We start from the raw sequence: 18,378 nt of genomic DNA, 5'->3' as shown, positions 1-18,378 counted from the left end.
TGCGATTCCCCTCTCGAGAGGGGCGGAGGGGTGTGTTTGACAAAGCGACAATGAACGCAGACGAACACACTCCTGCCAACGCTCAACCCAACACACCCCCTCTCAAGAGGGGAGCTTTTAAAGAACTAAATTATGCTTAAAAAATCTACCATATTAATTGCCATTGCTTTATTGCTTTTTTCATTCAAAAGCGATGATGTAATGCCGCGTTTAAGCATATCCACCAACCACCGCTATTTCATGGCCGGGGATAAGCCATTTTTTTGGCTGGGTGATACCGGCTGGTTACTGTTCTCTAAGCTGAAAAGGGAAGAAGCTGAGCAATACCTTGATGTCCGTGCCAAACAGGGTTTTAACGTGATACAGGTAATGGTAGTGCACAGCATTAAAGAAACCAACGCCTACGGCGATTCAGCCTTGAGTAATAAAAATATCGCGTTACCAAAAACAACTCCCGGCAATACCTTTGGCAAAGGCAACGAATATGATTATTGGGACCATATTGATTGGATCATCACCAAAGCCGCCGAAAAAGGTTTATATGTTGCCTTGGTTCCTGTTTGGGGATCAGTTGTAAAAGAAAGCCATATCGGTGCTGACAATGCGAAAACCTACGCTGAGTTTTTAGCCAAAAGATATCGCGACCGTTCCAATGTGATCTGGATGAATGGCGGCGATATTGCAGGTTCCGATTCGTTGAATACCTGGAAGGCTATTGGTAATACTTTACATGATGTTGATGGCACACATCTGATAACTTACCACCCCCGTGGCCGTACACAATCATCAAAATGGTTTCATAATGAAAACTGGTTAAGCTTCAATTGCTTTCAATCCGGCCATCGTACTTATGCACAGGATACTTCTAAAAAAGATTTAAGATACGGCGAAGATAACTGGCGTTATGTTGAAACAGATTACAACCTGTCGCCTGTAAAGCCAACGCTTGATGCCGAGCCATCGTACGAAAAGATCCCTTACGGCCTGCATGATATTAGACTGCCCCGCTGGACAGCCGCCGACGTTAGGCGCTATGGCTACTGGTCGGTTTTTGCAGGCGCCTGCGGTTACACCTATGGTGATAACGACGTGATGCAGATGCACAAGCCAACAGATAAAGGCAGCGCTTATGGTTCCAAAGGATATTGGTATAATTCAATTAACGATCCGGGCGCAAAGCAGATGAGCTATCTGAAAAAACTGATGCTTTCTCGTCAATATCTTGATCGTGTACCGGATCAATCGCTGATCGCCGGTAACAACGGCATAAAGTACAACAGGCTGATAGCTACCCGTGGTAAAAACTATGCTTTTGTGTATACCTACACCGGCCGCGAGATCAATATTAATGCCGATAAACTGGAAGGTGTAAAACTAAAAGCATCATGGTATAACCCGCGCAACGGGCAAACTACGGCTATCGGAACCTTCGCGAAAGCTAAAGCAATCAAATTTAAACCGCCAGGCAAAGTATCAAACGGTAACGATTGGGTGCTCATTATTGACGCGATATAACAGTGGACAAAGGAATTAAACATATCACTTTACTATTTGCCATTGCGTTGATATTTTCATGCAAGGCAAGTAAAAGCGTGTACCTTTTTACATCGTTTCATGAGCCTGCAAATGAGGGTTTGCGCTTTTTATACAGTAATGATGCTTATCATTGGAATGCCATCGATCATATTTTTATTAAACCGGAAGTTGGCGATGCTAAGATTATGCGTGATCCGTCCGTCGCCCAGGGACCCGATGGAGTTTACCATTTGGTATGGACCACCGGCTGGAAAAATGATAAAGGCATCGGCTATGCCGCTTCAAAAGACCTGATCCATTGGTCGGCCGAGCAGCATATTGAGGTGATGGCTAACGAGCCCACCGCGGTGAATGCCTGGGCACCAGAGTTGTTTTATGACGAGAATAATAACTATTTCATCATTGTTTGGGCTTCAACCGTACCAATCCGCTTTCCTAAAGGACAGGAGGATGAAAACAACAATCACCGCCTTTACTATACTACGACTAAAGATTTTAAAACCTTCAGCCCTTCAAAGCTTTTTCTTGATCCGGGTTTTAGCGTAATTGATGCCGAGATCGTACAGCGGGGCAAAAATGATTATGCGCTGGTGATGAAGGATAATACCCGGCCTAACCGCAACATCCTGGTAACGTTCAGTAATAATCCGTTAGGGCCGTACAGCAACTATACCCCGCGATTTACCGAGCCTTTCAGTGAAGGCCCAAGCATGACCAAAGCCGGTGATAACTGGCTGATTTATTATGATTCGTACCGTTTAAAAAGATATGGCGCCATGCGCACAACCGATTTTAAAACTTTTACCGACCTGGCCGATAGCGTGAGCGTGCCTGTAGGGCATAAGCACGGTACCATTTTTAAAGTCACCCAAAAACAACTTAGGCAGCTTTTACAAGCAGCCGGGCAAAGCAAAGCAGCTAAATATGAATAAGTTCATCATCATATTGTTTTTTTTATCGATGGCCGCGATAGCCAGTGCACAGGATACTGTGCATTACAGTGGCAATACCTTAGCCAATGTCGATTACCATCACGGGCAGCTAACCCCGGTGATAGGCGTGCACAGCAAACAGATCTTCAGGGCAAACCGTGAACATCCGGAACTGGCTGATGGCTTTGGTTTTACCTACAACCATGCGCCCATGCTGGCCTACTGGAACAATACTTTTTATGTTGAATACCTGAGCGATAAAGTAGGCGAAAGCGTGTCGCCGGGCCAAACCCTGCTCATAACCTCAAAAGATGGTGAAACATGGTCGAAACCTACCGTAATTTTCCCTCAGTATAAAATACCCGATGGCACTACCAAAGAGGGGCATCCCGGCGTGGCGAAAGACCTGTATTCGGTGATGCACCAGCGCATGGGTTTTTATACGTCCAAATCAAAACGCTTGCTGGTGCTTGGTTTTTATGGGATTTGTTTGGATGGCCATGATGATCCGAATGACGGCTTGGGTATTGGTCGCGTTGTGCGTGAAGTATTGCCGAGTGGCAAATTCGGGCCGGTCTATTTTATCCACTACAACCCAAAATGGAACGAAAAGAATACCTCATATCCTTTTTATAAAACAAGTAAGGACAAAGGTTTTGTGCAGGCTTGCGATGAATTAATGGCCAACCCGTTAATGATGATGCAATGGGTGGAGGAAACCGACAGAAAAGATCCGTTGATCCCGCTGCATAAAGATTACAAGGCATTTAACTTTTATCACCTGCCCGATGGTCGTGTGGTTGGCTTGTGGAAATACGCACTTACGGCTATCAGTACCGACAACGGCAAAACATGGCCCACTAATGCTGCCCGTGCACCGCGTTTTGTAACTGCTAATGCCAAAATCTGGGGACAACGCACATCCGACGGTAAATATGCTACGGTTTACAACCCTTCGGAATTCCGCTGGCCACTGGCTCTGTCAGTTAGTAAAGACGGATTGGATTATACCAACCTGCTGTTAGTTAACGGCGAGATCACTACCATGCGCTATGGCGGCGCTTATAAATCATACGGGCCACAATATACACGCGGCATTGAAGAGGGGAATGGCACTCCGCCGGATGGTAAGCTTTGGGTAACCTACAGCATGAACAAGGAGGATATCTGGGTGTCATCTATCCCGGTGCCGATCACCGAAAAGGCGGATGCGCATGCAAACGAGATTTTTAACCAACTGCCTGCCGGCAAAGAACTGGAAAAGTGGAACACCTACAGCCCGCAATGGGCTCCTGTGGCTATCGACAAAACACCAGATGGGGAACGAGCCCTAACCCTGAAAGATAGCGACCCATTTGACTTTGCCAAAGCAGAACGTGTTGTGCCTGTTTCTAAAAAATTAATGACCGATTTCACCATCACTGCCGGGCAAAACAATACAGGTATGCTGGACATCGAATTTCAGGATGAAAAAGGCACCGCTGCTATCAGGCTTACGCTTGATTCAGCAGGGCAATTCAGGACCAAGGCCGGTTATCGCAACAAAAACTTCATGAAGTATGAAGCCGGTACGCAATATCATGTAGTGATCAAGCTGAATACCGATACCCGCTTTTATACTGTGAATGTAAACGGCAAGGATGTACTTACTGGCCTGTTTTTCGCGCCGGTGCTAAGCGTAAACCGGGTGGTGTTCCGTACCGGGGATATCCGAAGGTTTCCGGATGCAGATACGCCTACCGATCAGGATTTCGACCGGCTAAATGCCGGAGAAGCAGCGAAGCAAGCCGTGTTCTACATCAAATCATTTAAAACAAGCAATTATTAATGTTACGCTTAATAAAATATTGTTGGTTGACGATCTGCCTGCTTAGCCCCGGACTTGCAGGGGCGCAGGTTGTTTTGCCTAAAATATTGGGCAACAATATGGTATTGCAGCGTAATGCTCCCGTGCCCGTTTGGGGAACAGCCTCGCCGGGCGAAAAGGTAACAGTAAAGTTTGCTAAACAAACAAAGGCAACTACGGCTGATGCGGCGGGTAAATGGATGGTAAAGCTCGACGCGATGCCTGCATCAGCCAAACCCGCAACGCTGACCATAGCAGGAAAAAACACTATCCAACTGCAAAATATACTGGTTGGCGAGGTATGGCTTTGTTCGGGCCAATCAAACATGCAGTATGAAATGCGCAAGAACAGCAAGGTGAAAAAGCCGGATACGAGCACGGTAAACTCACCTGTTGACGAATTGGATCGGGCGCATAACCGACAGATCAGGATTTTCCTGGTTACGCAGAAAAATATGTTGAAGTCCGATTCAACTCATTCAGGATGGAGTGTGGCCGAAGATTCTGCTTTGAGGGCATTTTCGGCAGTTGGGTATTTCTTTGCTAAAAACCTGCAGCATGATTTGAAAGTGCCGGTAGGTATTATTTCATCGGCGGTGAGCGGCAGCAGGATTGAGCCCTGGGTATCACAGGAGGGTTTTGATGCCATCCCATATTTTAAAGCCAACAACATTAAAATTGAGGGTGATCCGGGTAAGTTCTATGCCAAAATGATTGAGCCGGTTGCTCCGTTTGCGCTGAAAGGTTTTTTATGGTACCAGGGCGAAAGCGCGTGCTTTTTAGGCGAAACCATCAGTTATACCTACAAAATGGAAGCGCTTATCAACAACTGGCGTAAACTCTGGGGCGATAAAACATTGCCATTTTATTATGTGCAGATAGCGCCATATTACTACACCCAGGGAAAAGGCCCTGTAACCTATACGCCCTTTACCGAACCTGAATTGCGGGAAGCCCAGGCCGCTGCTTTGCAGATCCCAAATACGGGGATGATCATCACTACCGATTTGAATGACGACTTTAAAAATATTCACCCGCCATTTAAATGGGAGGTAGGCAGGAGGTTGGAATTACAGGCACTTGCCAATACCTATAAACAACCGGTAGTTTTTTCGGGCCCGATGTACAAGAGCATGAAAATAAACGGCGACAAGATCATCCTTGAGTTTGATCATGTGGGCACCGGATTGGTAAGCCACGACGGGAAACCACTTACTGATTTCACCATTGCCGGTGCCGACGGAAATTTTGTCGCGGCCACGGCCACAATAAAAGGAAACACGGTTGAGGTATCAGCCGAATCGGTTACAAAACCTGTAGCCGCGCGCTTTGCCTGGTCGGAGTCGGCTCAGCCTAATTTTTATAATAAGGAGGGGTTACCTGCCGCGCCATTTCGCACGGATAACCCACTGAAATTTACTTTAACTGCTAACTAAATATACTAATGAAATCTGCCTGCTTTAAAATATGGATTGCTTTACTGTTTGTTATCAACTGGTCGGTGAGCCATGCCCAGGAAACACAAAAGCTGTTCCTGTCGGGTACCGGGAGCGACCATACCGTAAACTGGCAGTTTTACTGCACCGCAGGCAACAATTCAGGCAAATGGACAACGATTCCGGTACCATCAAACTGGGAGTTTCAGGGTTTTGGAAAATACAATTACGGGCTTTCCAAAGATAGCTTAAGAGGCAAGGAACAAGGACTTTATAAATACGAATTTAACGTGCCTGCCTCATGGCAGGGTAAGGCTATCAACATTGTTTTTGATGGCTCGATGACCGATACGGAGGTGAAGCTGAATGGTAAATCGGCCGGGGCAACTCACCAGGGATCATTTTACCGTTTTAAATATGATGTAAGCGCTTTGCTCAACTACGGCAGATCAAACCTGCTGGAGGTGACGGTATCCAAACATTCGGCCAATGCATCAGTAAACGCAGCCGAACGCAAAGGCGATTTCTGGATCTTCGGCGGGATTTTCAGGCCGGTATTTTTGGAGGCCGCCCCTAAGTCACACATCAGCTATTATGCTGTTGATGCCAAAGCCAATGGTGATTTAAAAGCACGACTGCGGCTGACATCTGTAAAAAGCGGTATAATAACAGGACAGGTATATACCTTGACCGGCCAAAAGTTAGGTACTCCTTTCTCCGTAAAAGTTAATACGGGCGATACCCTTGTCAATATCAGCACACATATTGTTTCGCCAAAATTATGGTCGCCCGAGTTTCCTAACTTGTATAATGTGGTGTTTACGCTGAATGAAAACGGCAAGCCTGTTCACACCGTAAAACAACGCATTGGTTTCCGTACGGTTGAGTTGAGGGAGCATGATGGCATTTATGTAAACAACGTAAAAATCAAATTTAAAGGGGTTAATCGCCATTCGTTCTGGCCAACTACGGGCAGGGCATTGAATAAAAAGGTAAGCATCGGGGATGTTCAGCTGATGAAGGATATGAACATGAACGCGGTACGCATGTCGCATTACCCGCCCGATGATCATTTCCTGGACGTATGCGATTCATTAGGCCTGTTTGTATTGGATGAGCTTACTGGCTGGCACCATGCCTATGACGATGTGGTAGGCTCAAAGTTAGCAAAAGAGCTTATCGAAAAAGATATCAATCACCCATCCATCGTACTATGGGACAATGGCAACGAAGGTGGGTTTAACTTTAACCTCGATCATTGGTTTGATGAACTGGATCTTCAAAAACGCCCTCTGATCCATCCATGGGGTATTTTCCGCGGAACAAATACGCAGCACTATATCAATTATGACTACGGCACAAACACCGGCATAAACGGTCACGACATATTTTTCCCGACCGAGTTTTTACACGGCTTGTACGATGGTGGCGCAGGTGCCGGGTTGGATGATTTTTGGAAACAGATGTGGCATACACCGATTTCGGCGGGCGGTTTTATCTGGGATTTTGCCGATGAGGCCGTGGTTCGTACTGATAAAAACGGTGAGCTTGACAGCGATGGTGACCATGGCCCTGATGGCATTGTAGGTCCTTACCATGAAAAGGAAGGCAGCTACTATGCTATCAAGGAGATCTGGAGCCCGGTTTATTTGGAACCACGCGAAATAACACCCGCGTTTAACGGAATATTACATTTGGAGAACAGGTACGCCTATACCAATCTCAAACAATGTACATTCAGCTATAAACTGGCTATACTCAACGGGGCTGCTTCAACAAGTAAAACTGGCACCATAGCTTCGCCGGATATTGCGCCCGGACAGAACGGAAACCTGCAGTTACAGTTACCTAAAGACTGGCAAAATTATGATGTGCTGTTTGTATCAGCTTTTGATGTAAACAAACATGAGCTGTTTACCTGGAGCTTCCCGGTAAGCAACCATGACAAGATCGCTAACCGCATTATTACCAAAACCGGCGGAAGCAAGGCTGTAATTACGGAGACCGATTCGCTGTACAAGGTGAAAACCGGTAACGGCATTGAGCTGGCGTTTAACCGTAATTCGGGCATATTGGTTAGTGTGAAAAACGCAAAGAGCGAGATTCCTTTTAACAATGGTCCTGTTTTAGTTGAAGGACAGGATCAAACAGGTTTTGAAAAGCTCAGCTATCATTACGAAGGCGATAACCTAATAGTTGAAGCAGTATTCCCGCCAAAAAAATCCGAGCCTTTGTTGAGGTGGACAATCTACCCATCGGGCTGGGTGCAGCTTGATGTTAAATACTGGCCAATTGGTGAGGATGCCACATTAATGGGCGTTAATTTCTCTTTCCCCGAAAGAAATATCAAAGGCGTAACCTACATGGGCGATGGTCCTTACAGGGTATGGAAAAACCGCACGAAAGGTACATCATTGGGGGTTTGGGATAAAACCTACAACAATACCATAACCGGGCAGGGTAAAGTTGTTTACCCGGAGTTTAAAGGCTATTACTCCAACTTGTATTGGATGAAATTGCAAACCACTGGTCAACCGGTAACTATAGTTTGCAACAGCCGTGATGTTTTTATGCGCCTGTTTACGCCGGCAAATCCTGCAAAGGTTTACAACACGGCCCCGGCTTTCCCATCGGGCGATATCTCGTTTATGCATGGCATAACGCCGATAGGCACCAAATCGCAAAAGCCCGAAAAGCTTGGTCCGGGCGGACAAAAAAACCAATATTTCAATTACGACAGAAATATAGAAGACGCGCTTTCGCTAAACCTGTATTTCGACTTTTCGGGCAAATAATTGATGAAAGGCTTGGGTTTACATATGGGTTTGGCTGTGGCGGTTATTTTAACCTGCTTCGGCAATTGCTATGCGGATGCCCGGATCGGCCTGCAAAACCTGAAATGTGAAATGCTGAACAATCCTTTAGGCATCGGCACCGGTAAGCCCCGGCTTAGCTGGCAGATCACCAGCGATACAAGGAATACCAACCAGGTTGCCTATCAAATTTTAGTGGCTTCAACTCCCGAAAAACTAATAGCAGGGCGGGGAGATCTGTGGGATTCGCATCGAATAAACTCCACTGAATCCATCATGGTCAGATATGCGGGTAAGCCCCTGGCGAGCCGTGCTGCATGTTTCTGGAAAGTTAGGGTATGGACAAACAATGGAGCAAGCGCCTGGAGCCAACCGGCTAAATGGAGTGTAGGACTTTTAAACCCGGCAGATTGGAAAGCAAAATGGATAGGTTATGACCGTGGTTTTGCCTGGGATAGTGTTTCTAAATTTTCCCGGCTTTCGGCAAGGTATTATCGTCGCGGGTTTAGTTTAAATAAAGCGATCAGACGCGCCACGGCTTATATAGTTGGTTTGGGCCATTATGAGTTATATATTAACGGACATGCTATCGGCGATCAGGTTTTGGCCGAAGTACCTACTGACTATACGCAGTCTGTTAAGTACAACACCTTTGATGTTACAGATCGTCTGAAACAGGGCGATAATGCTATTGGAACTGTATTGGGTAATGGTCGGTATTTTACCATGCGGCCAAAATACAAGCCAAAAAAAATCAAGGAATTTGGGTTTCCTAAAATGCTGCTGCAACTGGAAGTTGAATACACTGACGGAACAAAGCAAATCGTCATAAGTGATGATACCTGGCATTTTACTGCCGATGGCCCCATCCGCACCAATAACGAGTATGATGGCGAAGAATATGATGCCACTAAAGAATTTCCGAGATGGAACAGCGTGGGTTTTGATGACAGCCAATGGCTTAAAGCCGAGCTGGTGCCGGCTCCCGGTGGCAAGCTTGACGCGCAGATGAATGAGCCGATCAGGGTGATGGATATCGTTAAACCTGTAAGCATTAGTCAGCTCAAAAAAGATGTATGGATCCTGGATATGGGGCAAAATATGGCGGGTTGGGTACAGATGCGTGTAAAAGGAAACCGGGGCGATAAAGTAACCCTTCGTTATGCTGAGACGCTGCAACCCAACAATGAGCTTTATGTAGCTAACCTCCGTGATGCCAAAGTAACTGATGTGTATGCCCTTAAAGGTGGAGCAGAAGAGATCTGGCACCCGGTATTTGTATATCACGGTTTCCGGTATGTAGAGATCAGCGGTTATCCAGGTAAACCCGAATTAGCCGATTTTGAAGGGCAGGTGGTTTACGATGCCTTGCCGACAATCGGCCATTTTGAAACATCCAACGCCATCGTCAATAAAATCTATCACAATGCTTATTGGGGGATATTGAGCAATTACAAAGGCATGCCTGTAGATTGCCCGCAGCGTAATGAACGCATGCCCTGGCTTGGCGACAGGGCGGTAGGTTCGCTTGGCGAAAGTTTTGTATTTGCCAACGGCAATTTCTACGCTAAATGGCTGGATGATATAGCGCAATCGCAAAAGCCGGATGGTGCTATCCCTGATGTGGCGCCTGCTTACTGGAATTATTACAGCGATAACATGACCTGGCCCGGAACTTATATCCTGGTGGCCGATATGCTTTACCGCCAGTTTGCCGATAAAGCGCCCATTGAAAAGCATTACACCTCCATGAAAAAATGGATGGATTACATGCGGGTTAAGTACATGAAAAATAACATCGTCACCAAAGATAAATATGGCGACTGGTGTGTACCGCCCGAATCATTAGAGCTGATCCACGCCAAAGATTCATCATTGAATACCGATGGGCAACTGATTGCCACAGCCTATTACAATCACTTATCCGGCTTGATGGAAAAGTTTGCGACAATGCTGCATAAACCTGCTGATGCGCAGTTTTTTGCCAGTACGAAGCAAAATGTAGCCAGGGCGTTTAACGATAAGTATTTTAATAAAGCCACATCTAAATACAGCAACAATACGGTTACCGCCAACCTGCTGCCATTATATTTCGGGATCACGTCAAAAGCCAATAAACAAGCGGTATTTAAAAATATTGTAGCTAAGATCAACGAAGCGCATGATCATATCAGTACCGGCGTAATAGGCACGCAATGGCTCATGCGCGGCCTTACCGAATTTGGCAGACCTGATCTGGCCTGGAAAATTGCCTCTAACACCACCTACCCAAGCTGGGGCTATATGGCCACGAGGGGCGCTACCACCATCTGGGAGCTATGGAACGGCGATACCGCCAATCCGGCCATGAATTCACGTAACCATATCATGCTGCTGGGCGATCTGATTGCCTGGTTTTACCAGGACATAGCCGGGATAAAAACGGTTAATGCCGGCTTTAAGCAAGTAGTGATGCAACCGGCAATTATTATCGGGTTGGATAGTGTTAACGCCTCGTACCAAACAGCCTATGGCCTTGTGAAAAGCAGTTATACGAGTACTAAGGATAGTTTTAACTGGCATGTTACCGTGCCGCCAAATAGTTCGGCACTGGTTTATGTGCCTGCAAAAGCTATGGATGAAGTAATCGAGAACGGAAGGAAAGTATCTGCCATAAAAGATGGTAAACCGGTGAAAATGGAAAACGGAAAAGCGGTGCTCAGCATTGGTTCTGGCGATTATGATTTTGAAGTAAAATATTAAAGTAACATCTATAATGAAAAAATTAAATAGGACGGGAGCCATACTGATAGCCTTACTATCGCTATCGGGCACGTTGAAAGCCCAGGATCAGCAGGCAACTAAAGCAGCTCCATTTCCCGAGGCACAGGCCAAAGCCGATGCCGAAGTGGACAAGAAAGCTACTGACTGGGTTGCCTCCTTATCGCTTACCGATACAGCGAAGGCTACCCGCGTAAAAAATGCAATAGCAACCCACCTTAAAGCCATCCGCGACTGGAATAACAGCCATTCGTACGAATCAGTGCCAGCAGGTATTGATCCGGCTACGGGTAAAACTTTGAGCACCATGGACAGGCAGGTCATCGTTAATTCGTCGTTGCCAAAATCGGTACACGAAAACCTGATGACCGGTTTGCGTAACGACCTCACCGAAGAACAGGTTGAAGCCGTACTTGATAAATACACCATCGGCAAAGTGGCCTTTACGCTGGCTGGTTATAAATCTATCATCCCCGACCTGACACCAGTTGAAGAAGCAGCAATCCTCGCAAACCTGAAACAAGCCCGCGAACAGGCTGTCGATTTTAAGAATATCAAACAGGTATCGGCCATTTTTGAGATCTACAAAACCAAAAACGAGCAATACCTCAACAGCAACGGCCGTAACTGGCACAAGCTATACGGTGATTATACTAAAGCCATCATCGCGAAAAAAGCTGCTGATAAAGCAGCAAAGGATAAAGCCGCCAACCCAAAATAATTGTACTATGTTAAAAAAAATCTTGTTCGCCGGTGCGGTAAGCTGCTTATGCATGGTCAATGCTTTTGCCCAAAATCCATGGCGCAAGGGAATTGTGAAGGATGAGTTTATTTATGATAAAGCACCTTACCCCGAATGCCATGCGGCAACTATAGCCGAAACACCGACCGGCCTCGTGGCTTCATGGTTTGGTGGCACCAAGGAGCGCAACCCCGATGTGTGTATCTGGGTGAGCCGCTTTGTTAACGGCAAATGGACTGAGGGCATTAATGTAGCTAACGGCACCCAAAACGATACTTTACGCTACGCCTGCTGGAACCCGGTATTGTACCAGGTGCCCAAAGGTGAGTTGCAACTCTATTACAAAATAGGCTCAAGTCCGGCAAAATGGAAAGGCTTTGTAAAAACATCTAAAGATGGGGGCATAAGCTGGTCGGAGCAAAAAGCCCTGCCTGAAGGTTTTTTAGGCCCTATCAAAAACAAACCGGTGCTGCTTAAAAATGGTACGCTTCTTAGTCCGGTAAGTACCGAAGGCAAAGCCTGGCAGGTGCATTTTGAAGCCACCAAAGATTTCGGCAAAAACTGGACAATAATAGGCCCCATTAGCGATGGTAAAGATTTGAAAGCCATACAACCCAGTATTTTAACTTATAAAGATGGCAGACTGCAGGCCCTTTGCCGCAGTCAGAACAGGGCGATATTAAGCACATGGTCTAAGGATGGCGGACAAACCTGGTCGCCTTTGGAAAAGACCAGTCTGCCCAATAACAATTCCGGTACCGATGCTGTGACTTTGAAAGATGGCCGTCAGTTATTGGTTTATAACCACGTTTTGCCGCCAGGAAACCTGGCTAAAGGAGCCCGTACGCCGCTGAATGTTGCTGTTTCTAAAGATGGTGTTACCTGGTACGCAGCGTCGGTCCTGGAGGATTCGCCTATCAGCCAGTATTCTTATCCATCGGTTATCCAAACTTCGGATGGGATGGTGCATGTAGTTTATACCTGGCGCCGGCAAAAAATAAAACATGTGGTTATTGATCCGTCGAAATTGGAATTGAGGGAAATAAAGAATGGCGTTTGGCCTAAGGTAGATGGTTATACGTCACCGGTTCCAACGGGTGAGACTAAGGATTTGTAAGTGAAATAGACCTTGAGGGGCAAAAAAAGCGTCATGCCGAACTTGTTTCGGCACCCCACCAGATAGGTAGTCAATTTGCTTAGCATGATTGCTTAGCGAGTGGGGTGCTGAAACAAGTTCAGCATGACCATGATTTGGTTAATTGTTTCAATGTAGAGACGCATAATTGCGTCTCTCGTAGGACAGGCCGGTTAAAAAGGTCTTGAATGACCCAATTTGCATGTGGGAGACGCAATTATGCGTCTTTACAATAAATAAAATAAAAATGAAAAAACTGATCTACATAATGGTAACCGGCCTCACAGCAATGTGTTTTGCCGTTCATGCGCAGCAAACTACCGATGCTATGTACAGGAAAACCCTGAAGGAGGTACTTGATGAGGTGCAGGAGAAATACCATGTAAAGGTCAAATACACCGCTGCGCAGGTTGAGGGTAAATGGGTCAACTACGCACAATGGCGGTTCAGACCCAATGTAGATACCACGCTGGTTAACATCCTTACCCCGCTTGATTTGAAGGTGAATAAAGAAGCCCCCGGCAGGTATAAGCTCAAAGAATATGAATACTTCCGCTGGTCGGTAAGCGACGGCTGGAAGGAGCTTGACAGGATAGCCTCCCAATACCACGACCGTGATACCTGGGAGCAACGCGAGGCAATATTAAAACCTCAGCTTTATAAAGCTTTGGAGTTGTCACCTCTGCCTGCAAAGCCTGCTTCAAAACCAATCATCACCCCAAAAAGGATTTTTGATGGTTATACAGTTGAGAATATTGCTATTGAAATTTTGCCGGGTTTGTACATCAATGGCTCGCTGTATAAACCATCCAAAATTAAAGGAAAGATACCTGTGATATTAAGTCCGGATGGGCATTGGGAGCACCAACGCTATCGTGCCGATTGCCAGATCCGTTGCGCATCACTGGCGCGGATGGGGGCTATGGCTTACAGCTATGACCTTTTTGCCTGGGGCGAATCTTTGCTGCAATTTAAGGATGAGGATCATCGCCGTAGCCTGGCACAAACCATCCAGGCGCTGGGCGCTATCCGGATATTGGATTATGTGCTTTCACTTAAAGAAACCGACCCGGAACGCGTAGGTATTAGCGGCGGCTCGGGTGGTGGGAGCCATACTGTTTTAATGACAGCCATGGATGACCGGATCAAGCTTAGCGCCCCAGTGGTGTCAGTGTCATCTTATTTTTATGGAGGATGCCCTTGCGAAAGCGGTATGCCTATCCACCAATGTGGAAACGGAACAGATAACGTAGAATTGGCAGCTATGGCAGCGCCGAGGCCTCAACTCCTGATCTCCGACGGGCAGGACTGGACAGCCAATATGCCCGAGCATGATTTTCCTTACCTCCAGAAAATATATAGCTATTACGGAGCTACAGATAAGGTAGAGAATGTGCACCTGCCTAATGAGGGGCATGATTTCGGTCCGTCAAAACGGGCTGCGTTGTACGCTTTCGTAGCTAAAAATTTCCATTTAGATCTCAATAAAATCAAAGATAGCAGCGGCAATTTCGATGATAAGAAGGTCACTATCGAAAAAGAACCTGCCATGTATGTATTTGGCGATAAAGGTGAAAAGTTACCGGCTAATGCGATAAAAGGTTTTGATCAGTTAGAGAAAGTATTTGTGCAGGCAACAAAAAAATAAGTTATGAAATACAGGTTGATATTAAGTTTATGGATAGCGATAATGGTATGCACCTTCTGTATTCCTGCAATGGCTCAAACCTCATTAAAGCAGCGCTATAAAGTAGCGGTAGTTGATTTGATGATCCTTAAACGACAAAAGTTGGGTGCGTTTCAACTGGCTAAGGAGATTGGTGCTGATGGTGTTGAAGTAGATATGGGCGGCTTCGGCGACCGTGAGACTTTTGATAACCAGCTGGCGAATGATTCGATCAGAAATGTATTCCTGAACAAAGCAAAAGAACTGAACCTGGAAATTCCATCCATGGGCATGACCGGCTTTTTCGCCCAATCATTTGCCGAGCGGCCAACCGCAATTAAAGCGGCTGCCGATTGTATCAACACCATGAAGCAAATGGGTGTTAAAATTGGCTTTCTACCGATGGGGATCAAAGGCGACCTGGTGAAATTTCCTGAATTGCGCCCGGCTATTGTTTCCCGCCTGAAGGAGGTTGGCAAAATAGCCGAAAAGGCCGGCGTGGTAATTGGTATAGAAACTGCGCTGGACGCCAAAGGCGAGTTGCAGCTATTGAAGGATATAGGCTCGCCGGCCATCAAAAGCTATTTCAATTTTGAAAACGCCATCAGAAACGGCCGCGACCTGGATAAGGAGCTTCAAATATTGGGTAAAAAATACATCATTCAGATCCACTGTACTAACGATGATGGCGTTTGGCTGCAAAACGATCCTAAAATCAACATGGAGCATGTAAAAGCCACTTTAGATAAAATGGGTTGGACAGGCTGGCTGGTGATTGAACGCTCGCGCGATGCCAAAGACCCACGGAACGTTAAGTGGAATTTCAGCGCCAATACCTCATACGTAAAATCAATTTTTCAGGCTAAGTAATTAACGTAAATGAATATCCGCCGCATAGTTGTTTTGATATTGCTGTTAAATGTTATTTTGACAGATAGCCTCTTTGCGGCCGAAATTTGGGTATCGCCTGCTGGTTCTGATAGCAATGCCGGTACACATGAGCAACCATTGGCTACTGTAGCCATGGCCATCAGGAAAGCCCGTGAATTGAGGCGGTTGAATGATACATCGATAAAAGGTGGCATTTATATCAAAGTTGCTGCTGGGGTTTACACGTTAGATGAACCGTTATTTATCCGCCCGGAAGATTCCGGTACTGCCGATAGCCCAACCATTATTGACGGCGAGGGCATTGGTAAAACTATTTTAAGCGGCGGTATTAAGGTAGATGGCTGGCGCAAAGTAAATAATACCATCCCCGGTTTGCCGGCAGAAGCTAAAGGTAAGGTTTGGGTTGCCGATGCCCCTGTTATTGGCGATGAGCCAGTGCAATTCAGGCAGTTATGGGTGAACAACGAAAAGGCCATCCGCGCCCGGGATACTGAGGCCCCCTTGATGAACCGTATCCTTTCCTGGGATCATAAAACTCAAACCTGCGTCATTCCATGGTCTGCCTTTGTGGATACCGCTCATTTTAAGGGAATGGAGATGTTTATTCACCAATGGTGGGCTGTAGCTATTTTACGGGTTAAGGCCGTTAAAGCGATGGGAGATAGCGCCCGTTTATCATTTTATCAGCCCGAAAGCCGCATCCAGTCAGAACACCCCTGGCCTGCGCCCTGGATCTCCAAAAAAACGGGGAATTCGGCATTTTATCTCAGCAATGCTATCAGCTTTTTAAACAAACCTGGCGAGTGGTATCATGACCGCAGAACTAATAAAATATATTACATCCCCCGTAAGGGCGAAGATTTGCAAACAGCCACGGTAATCGTTCCGCAATTGGAAACATTGGTAAAAATGCAGGGCACTGTTGACAACCCGGTAAACTATATCAGCTTTAAAAATATCAGTTTTGAACATAGCAGCTGGCTTCGTCCCTCAAAAGAAGGCCTGGTTCCGCATCAGGCTGGCATGTATATGCTGGATGCTTACAAGCTTAAAATTCCCGGCACGCCGGATAAAAAAGCTTTGGAAAATCAGGCATGGGTGGGTCGGCCAAAGGCTGCTGTTGAGGTGGCTTATGCATCGCACATTACCTTTAATGCTTGCGGTTTTGAGCACATGGCCTCAACTGGGCTGGATTTTCAACGCGGTACACACCATGATGTTGTTAAAGGCAGCCTGTTTAAAGATATTGGCGGTACCGCGGTACTCGACGGAGTTTATTCGGACGAAGCTCAGGAAGTGCACCTGCCTTACAATCCAGGCGATAAACGGGAGATCTGCACTAATGATACCATTGCTAACAATTTAATCACCGACGCTACCAACGAAGACTGGGGTTGTGTGGGCATAGGCGCGGGCTATGTCAAAGGCATCAGCATAACACATAACGAGGTTTGCGACGTAAACTACACCGGCATCAGCATGGGCTGGGGCTGGACCAAGACCGTTAACGCCATGAGCGATAACCACATCATCGCTAACAAAATTCACCATTACGCCCGCAATATGTATGATGTGGCGGCCATCTACACCCTATCGGCACAGCCCGGCTCGGTTATCAGCAATAATTACGTGGATAGCATTTACAAGGCGCCTTACGCACATGACCCGCAGCATTGGTTTTACCTGTACACCGACGAAGGCTCGTCATACATAACCATCAAAAACAACTGGTGCCCGGCTGATAAATTCCTGAAGAATGCCAATGGCCCCGGTAATGTGTGGGAAAATAACGGTTCGCAGGTTGATGCTGCCATAAAGAACGCTGCGGGGCTGGAAGCGACTTATAATTACCTGTTTCAATACCGTAAAGTAAATCAGGATAACTGGCCCATTAATCATAAAACAGAATGAAGATATTAAAAGCATATATAGTTTGGTTTACGGGAGTTTTACTATTGCTGGTAGGTGATGTAAAAGCAGCTCCAAACCCTTACGACATAGTTGAAGTGACGGGGGCGCAGGGTAAGGAACTTGATTACACTGCCTTATTGAATATTGCCCGCAAGCAGGGATTACCAGCTTCTGCAGTTTACCATTGGGATAACCATCTCATTATTTACGGCAAGCATTTAAATACGGCATCTATTCAAAAAAGCGCTCAGGCAGCTTATCCTTCATGCCAGGTTACCGTTTACAGCAATCCGTTTTATGATTTTAACCGCAGGCTTCGTTGTGGTGGTAAGGGCATTGCCAAACAATGGGATAATATTATACTAACAGCAAACCTGGTTGCCGATGAGCACCTGCAGCAGGAATATATCGATTATCATGCTACCCAGTTTAAAAACTGGCCCGAGGTTTCTAAAGGTTTTTGCAATGCAGGTTTTCAGCAATTATTGGTGTTCAGGAACAGGCGCCGGTTGATGCTGGTGATCAGTATCCCGAAAGGAAAGAAACTTGAAGAACTCAATCCTAAAACCATCGAAAATAACCCGCGGGTAAACGATTGGAACAGGTTGATGAAGAAATACCAGGAAGGTGTGCCCGGCACCCGTAAGGGAGAGGTATGGGTATTTTTTAAACAGGTAACGGACAATAGCGACACTAAAAGATCATTATAA

Annotated in this window: 12 protein-coding genes; all 12 read left to right on the top strand. The window is 46.2% G+C overall.

All coding sequences use genetic code 11. From position 1 onward, the window contains the following. Positions 1 to 132 precede the first annotated feature (132 nt). The 12 genes from ACEN82_RS18225 (at position 133) to ACEN82_RS18170 (ending at position 18,378) form a co-directional block, all read left to right on the top strand. On the top strand, positions 133 to 1,515 hold the full coding sequence (locus tag ACEN82_RS18225; protein WP_413321393.1) for a glycoside hydrolase family 140 protein: 1,383 nt from the start codon (positions 133 to 135) through the stop codon (positions 1,513 to 1,515). Between the two features lie 2 nt (positions 1,516 to 1,517). Further along, positions 1,518 to 2,468, top strand: coding sequence for a glycoside hydrolase family 43 protein (locus tag ACEN82_RS18220; protein WP_413321394.1), 951 nt, complete (start codon positions 1,518 to 1,520; stop codon positions 2,466 to 2,468). Continuing rightward, positions 2,461 to 4,296 carry a six-hairpin glycosidase gene (locus tag ACEN82_RS18215; protein ID WP_413321395.1) on the top strand — a complete coding sequence of 612 codons (1,836 nt, stop codon included), beginning with the start codon at positions 2,461 to 2,463 and terminating at the stop codon, positions 4,294 to 4,296. The genes ACEN82_RS18220 and ACEN82_RS18215 overlap by 8 nt, the downstream gene beginning before the upstream one ends. Next, positions 4,296 to 5,750, top strand: coding sequence for a sialate O-acetylesterase (locus tag ACEN82_RS18210; RefSeq protein ID WP_413321396.1), 1,455 nt, complete (start codon positions 4,296 to 4,298; stop codon positions 5,748 to 5,750). The genes ACEN82_RS18215 and ACEN82_RS18210 overlap by 1 nt, the downstream gene beginning before the upstream one ends. A gap of 8 nt (positions 5,751 to 5,758) precedes the next feature. Further along, positions 5,759 to 8,545 carry a glycoside hydrolase family 2 protein gene (locus tag ACEN82_RS18205; protein ID WP_413321397.1) on the top strand — a complete coding sequence of 929 codons (2,787 nt, stop codon included), beginning with the start codon at positions 5,759 to 5,761 and terminating at the stop codon, positions 8,543 to 8,545. A gap of 3 nt (positions 8,546 to 8,548) precedes the next feature. Then, positions 8,549 to 11,305, top strand: coding sequence for an alpha-L-rhamnosidase (locus tag ACEN82_RS18200; protein WP_413321398.1), 2,757 nt, complete (start codon positions 8,549 to 8,551; stop codon positions 11,303 to 11,305). A gap of 13 nt (positions 11,306 to 11,318) precedes the next feature. Continuing rightward, entirely contained in the window at positions 11,319 to 12,044 is a 726-nt protein-coding gene (locus ACEN82_RS18195) for a DUF3826 domain-containing protein (protein ID WP_413321399.1), read from the top strand. Between the two features lie 7 nt (positions 12,045 to 12,051). Beyond that, positions 12,052 to 13,182, top strand: a complete 1,131-nt coding sequence (locus ACEN82_RS18190) for a sialidase family protein (protein WP_413321400.1) — start codon at positions 12,052 to 12,054, stop codon at positions 13,180 to 13,182. A 265-nt stretch (positions 13,183 to 13,447) separates the two neighbouring features. Beyond that, entirely contained in the window at positions 13,448 to 14,848 is a 1,401-nt protein-coding gene (locus tag ACEN82_RS18185) for an alpha/beta hydrolase family protein (protein WP_413321401.1), read from the top strand. A gap of 3 nt (positions 14,849 to 14,851) precedes the next feature. Then, positions 14,852 to 15,736, top strand: a complete 885-nt coding sequence (locus ACEN82_RS18180; protein WP_413321402.1) for a sugar phosphate isomerase/epimerase family protein — start codon at positions 14,852 to 14,854, stop codon at positions 15,734 to 15,736. Between the two features lie 9 nt (positions 15,737 to 15,745). Then, positions 15,746 to 17,668, top strand: a complete 1,923-nt coding sequence (locus ACEN82_RS18175) for a hypothetical protein (protein ID WP_413321403.1) — start codon at positions 15,746 to 15,748, stop codon at positions 17,666 to 17,668. Further along, on the top strand, positions 17,665 to 18,378 hold the full coding sequence (locus tag ACEN82_RS18170) for an L-rhamnose mutarotase (protein ID WP_413321404.1): 714 nt from the start codon (positions 17,665 to 17,667) through the stop codon (positions 18,376 to 18,378). Before ACEN82_RS18175 ends, ACEN82_RS18170 begins: the two co-directional genes overlap by 4 nt.

Source organism: Mucilaginibacter sp. Mucisp73 (assembly GCF_059491465.1).
The sequence above is the reverse complement of the archived record's forward strand: the minus strand, read 5'-3'. Positions and strand labels throughout refer to the sequence as shown.

Bases quoted from the DNA above. Each gene is read 5' to 3' on its own strand.
- ACEN82_RS18195 (WP_413321399.1), top strand. From the start codon at position 11,319: ATGAAAAAATTAAATAGGACGGGAGCCATACTGATAGCCTTACTATCG.
- ACEN82_RS18170 (WP_413321404.1), top strand. From the start codon at position 17,665: ATGAAGATATTAAAAGCATATATAGTTTGGTTTACGGGAGTTTTACTA.
- ACEN82_RS18210 (WP_413321396.1), top strand. From the start codon at position 4,296: ATGTTACGCTTAATAAAATATTGTTGGTTGACGATCTGCCTGCTTAGC.
- ACEN82_RS18175 (WP_413321403.1), top strand. From the start codon at position 15,746: ATGAATATCCGCCGCATAGTTGTTTTGATATTGCTGTTAAATGTTATT.
- ACEN82_RS18190 (WP_413321400.1), top strand. From the start codon at position 12,052: ATGTTAAAAAAAATCTTGTTCGCCGGTGCGGTAAGCTGCTTATGCATG.
- ACEN82_RS18225 (WP_413321393.1), top strand. From the start codon at position 133: ATGCTTAAAAAATCTACCATATTAATTGCCATTGCTTTATTGCTTTTT.
- ACEN82_RS18215 (WP_413321395.1), top strand. From the start codon at position 2,461: ATGAATAAGTTCATCATCATATTGTTTTTTTTATCGATGGCCGCGATA.
- ACEN82_RS18185 (WP_413321401.1), top strand. From the start codon at position 13,448: ATGAAAAAACTGATCTACATAATGGTAACCGGCCTCACAGCAATGTGT.
- ACEN82_RS18200 (WP_413321398.1), top strand. From the start codon at position 8,549: ATGAAAGGCTTGGGTTTACATATGGGTTTGGCTGTGGCGGTTATTTTA.
- ACEN82_RS18205 (WP_413321397.1), top strand. From the start codon at position 5,759: ATGAAATCTGCCTGCTTTAAAATATGGATTGCTTTACTGTTTGTTATC.
- ACEN82_RS18180 (WP_413321402.1), top strand. From the start codon at position 14,852: ATGAAATACAGGTTGATATTAAGTTTATGGATAGCGATAATGGTATGC.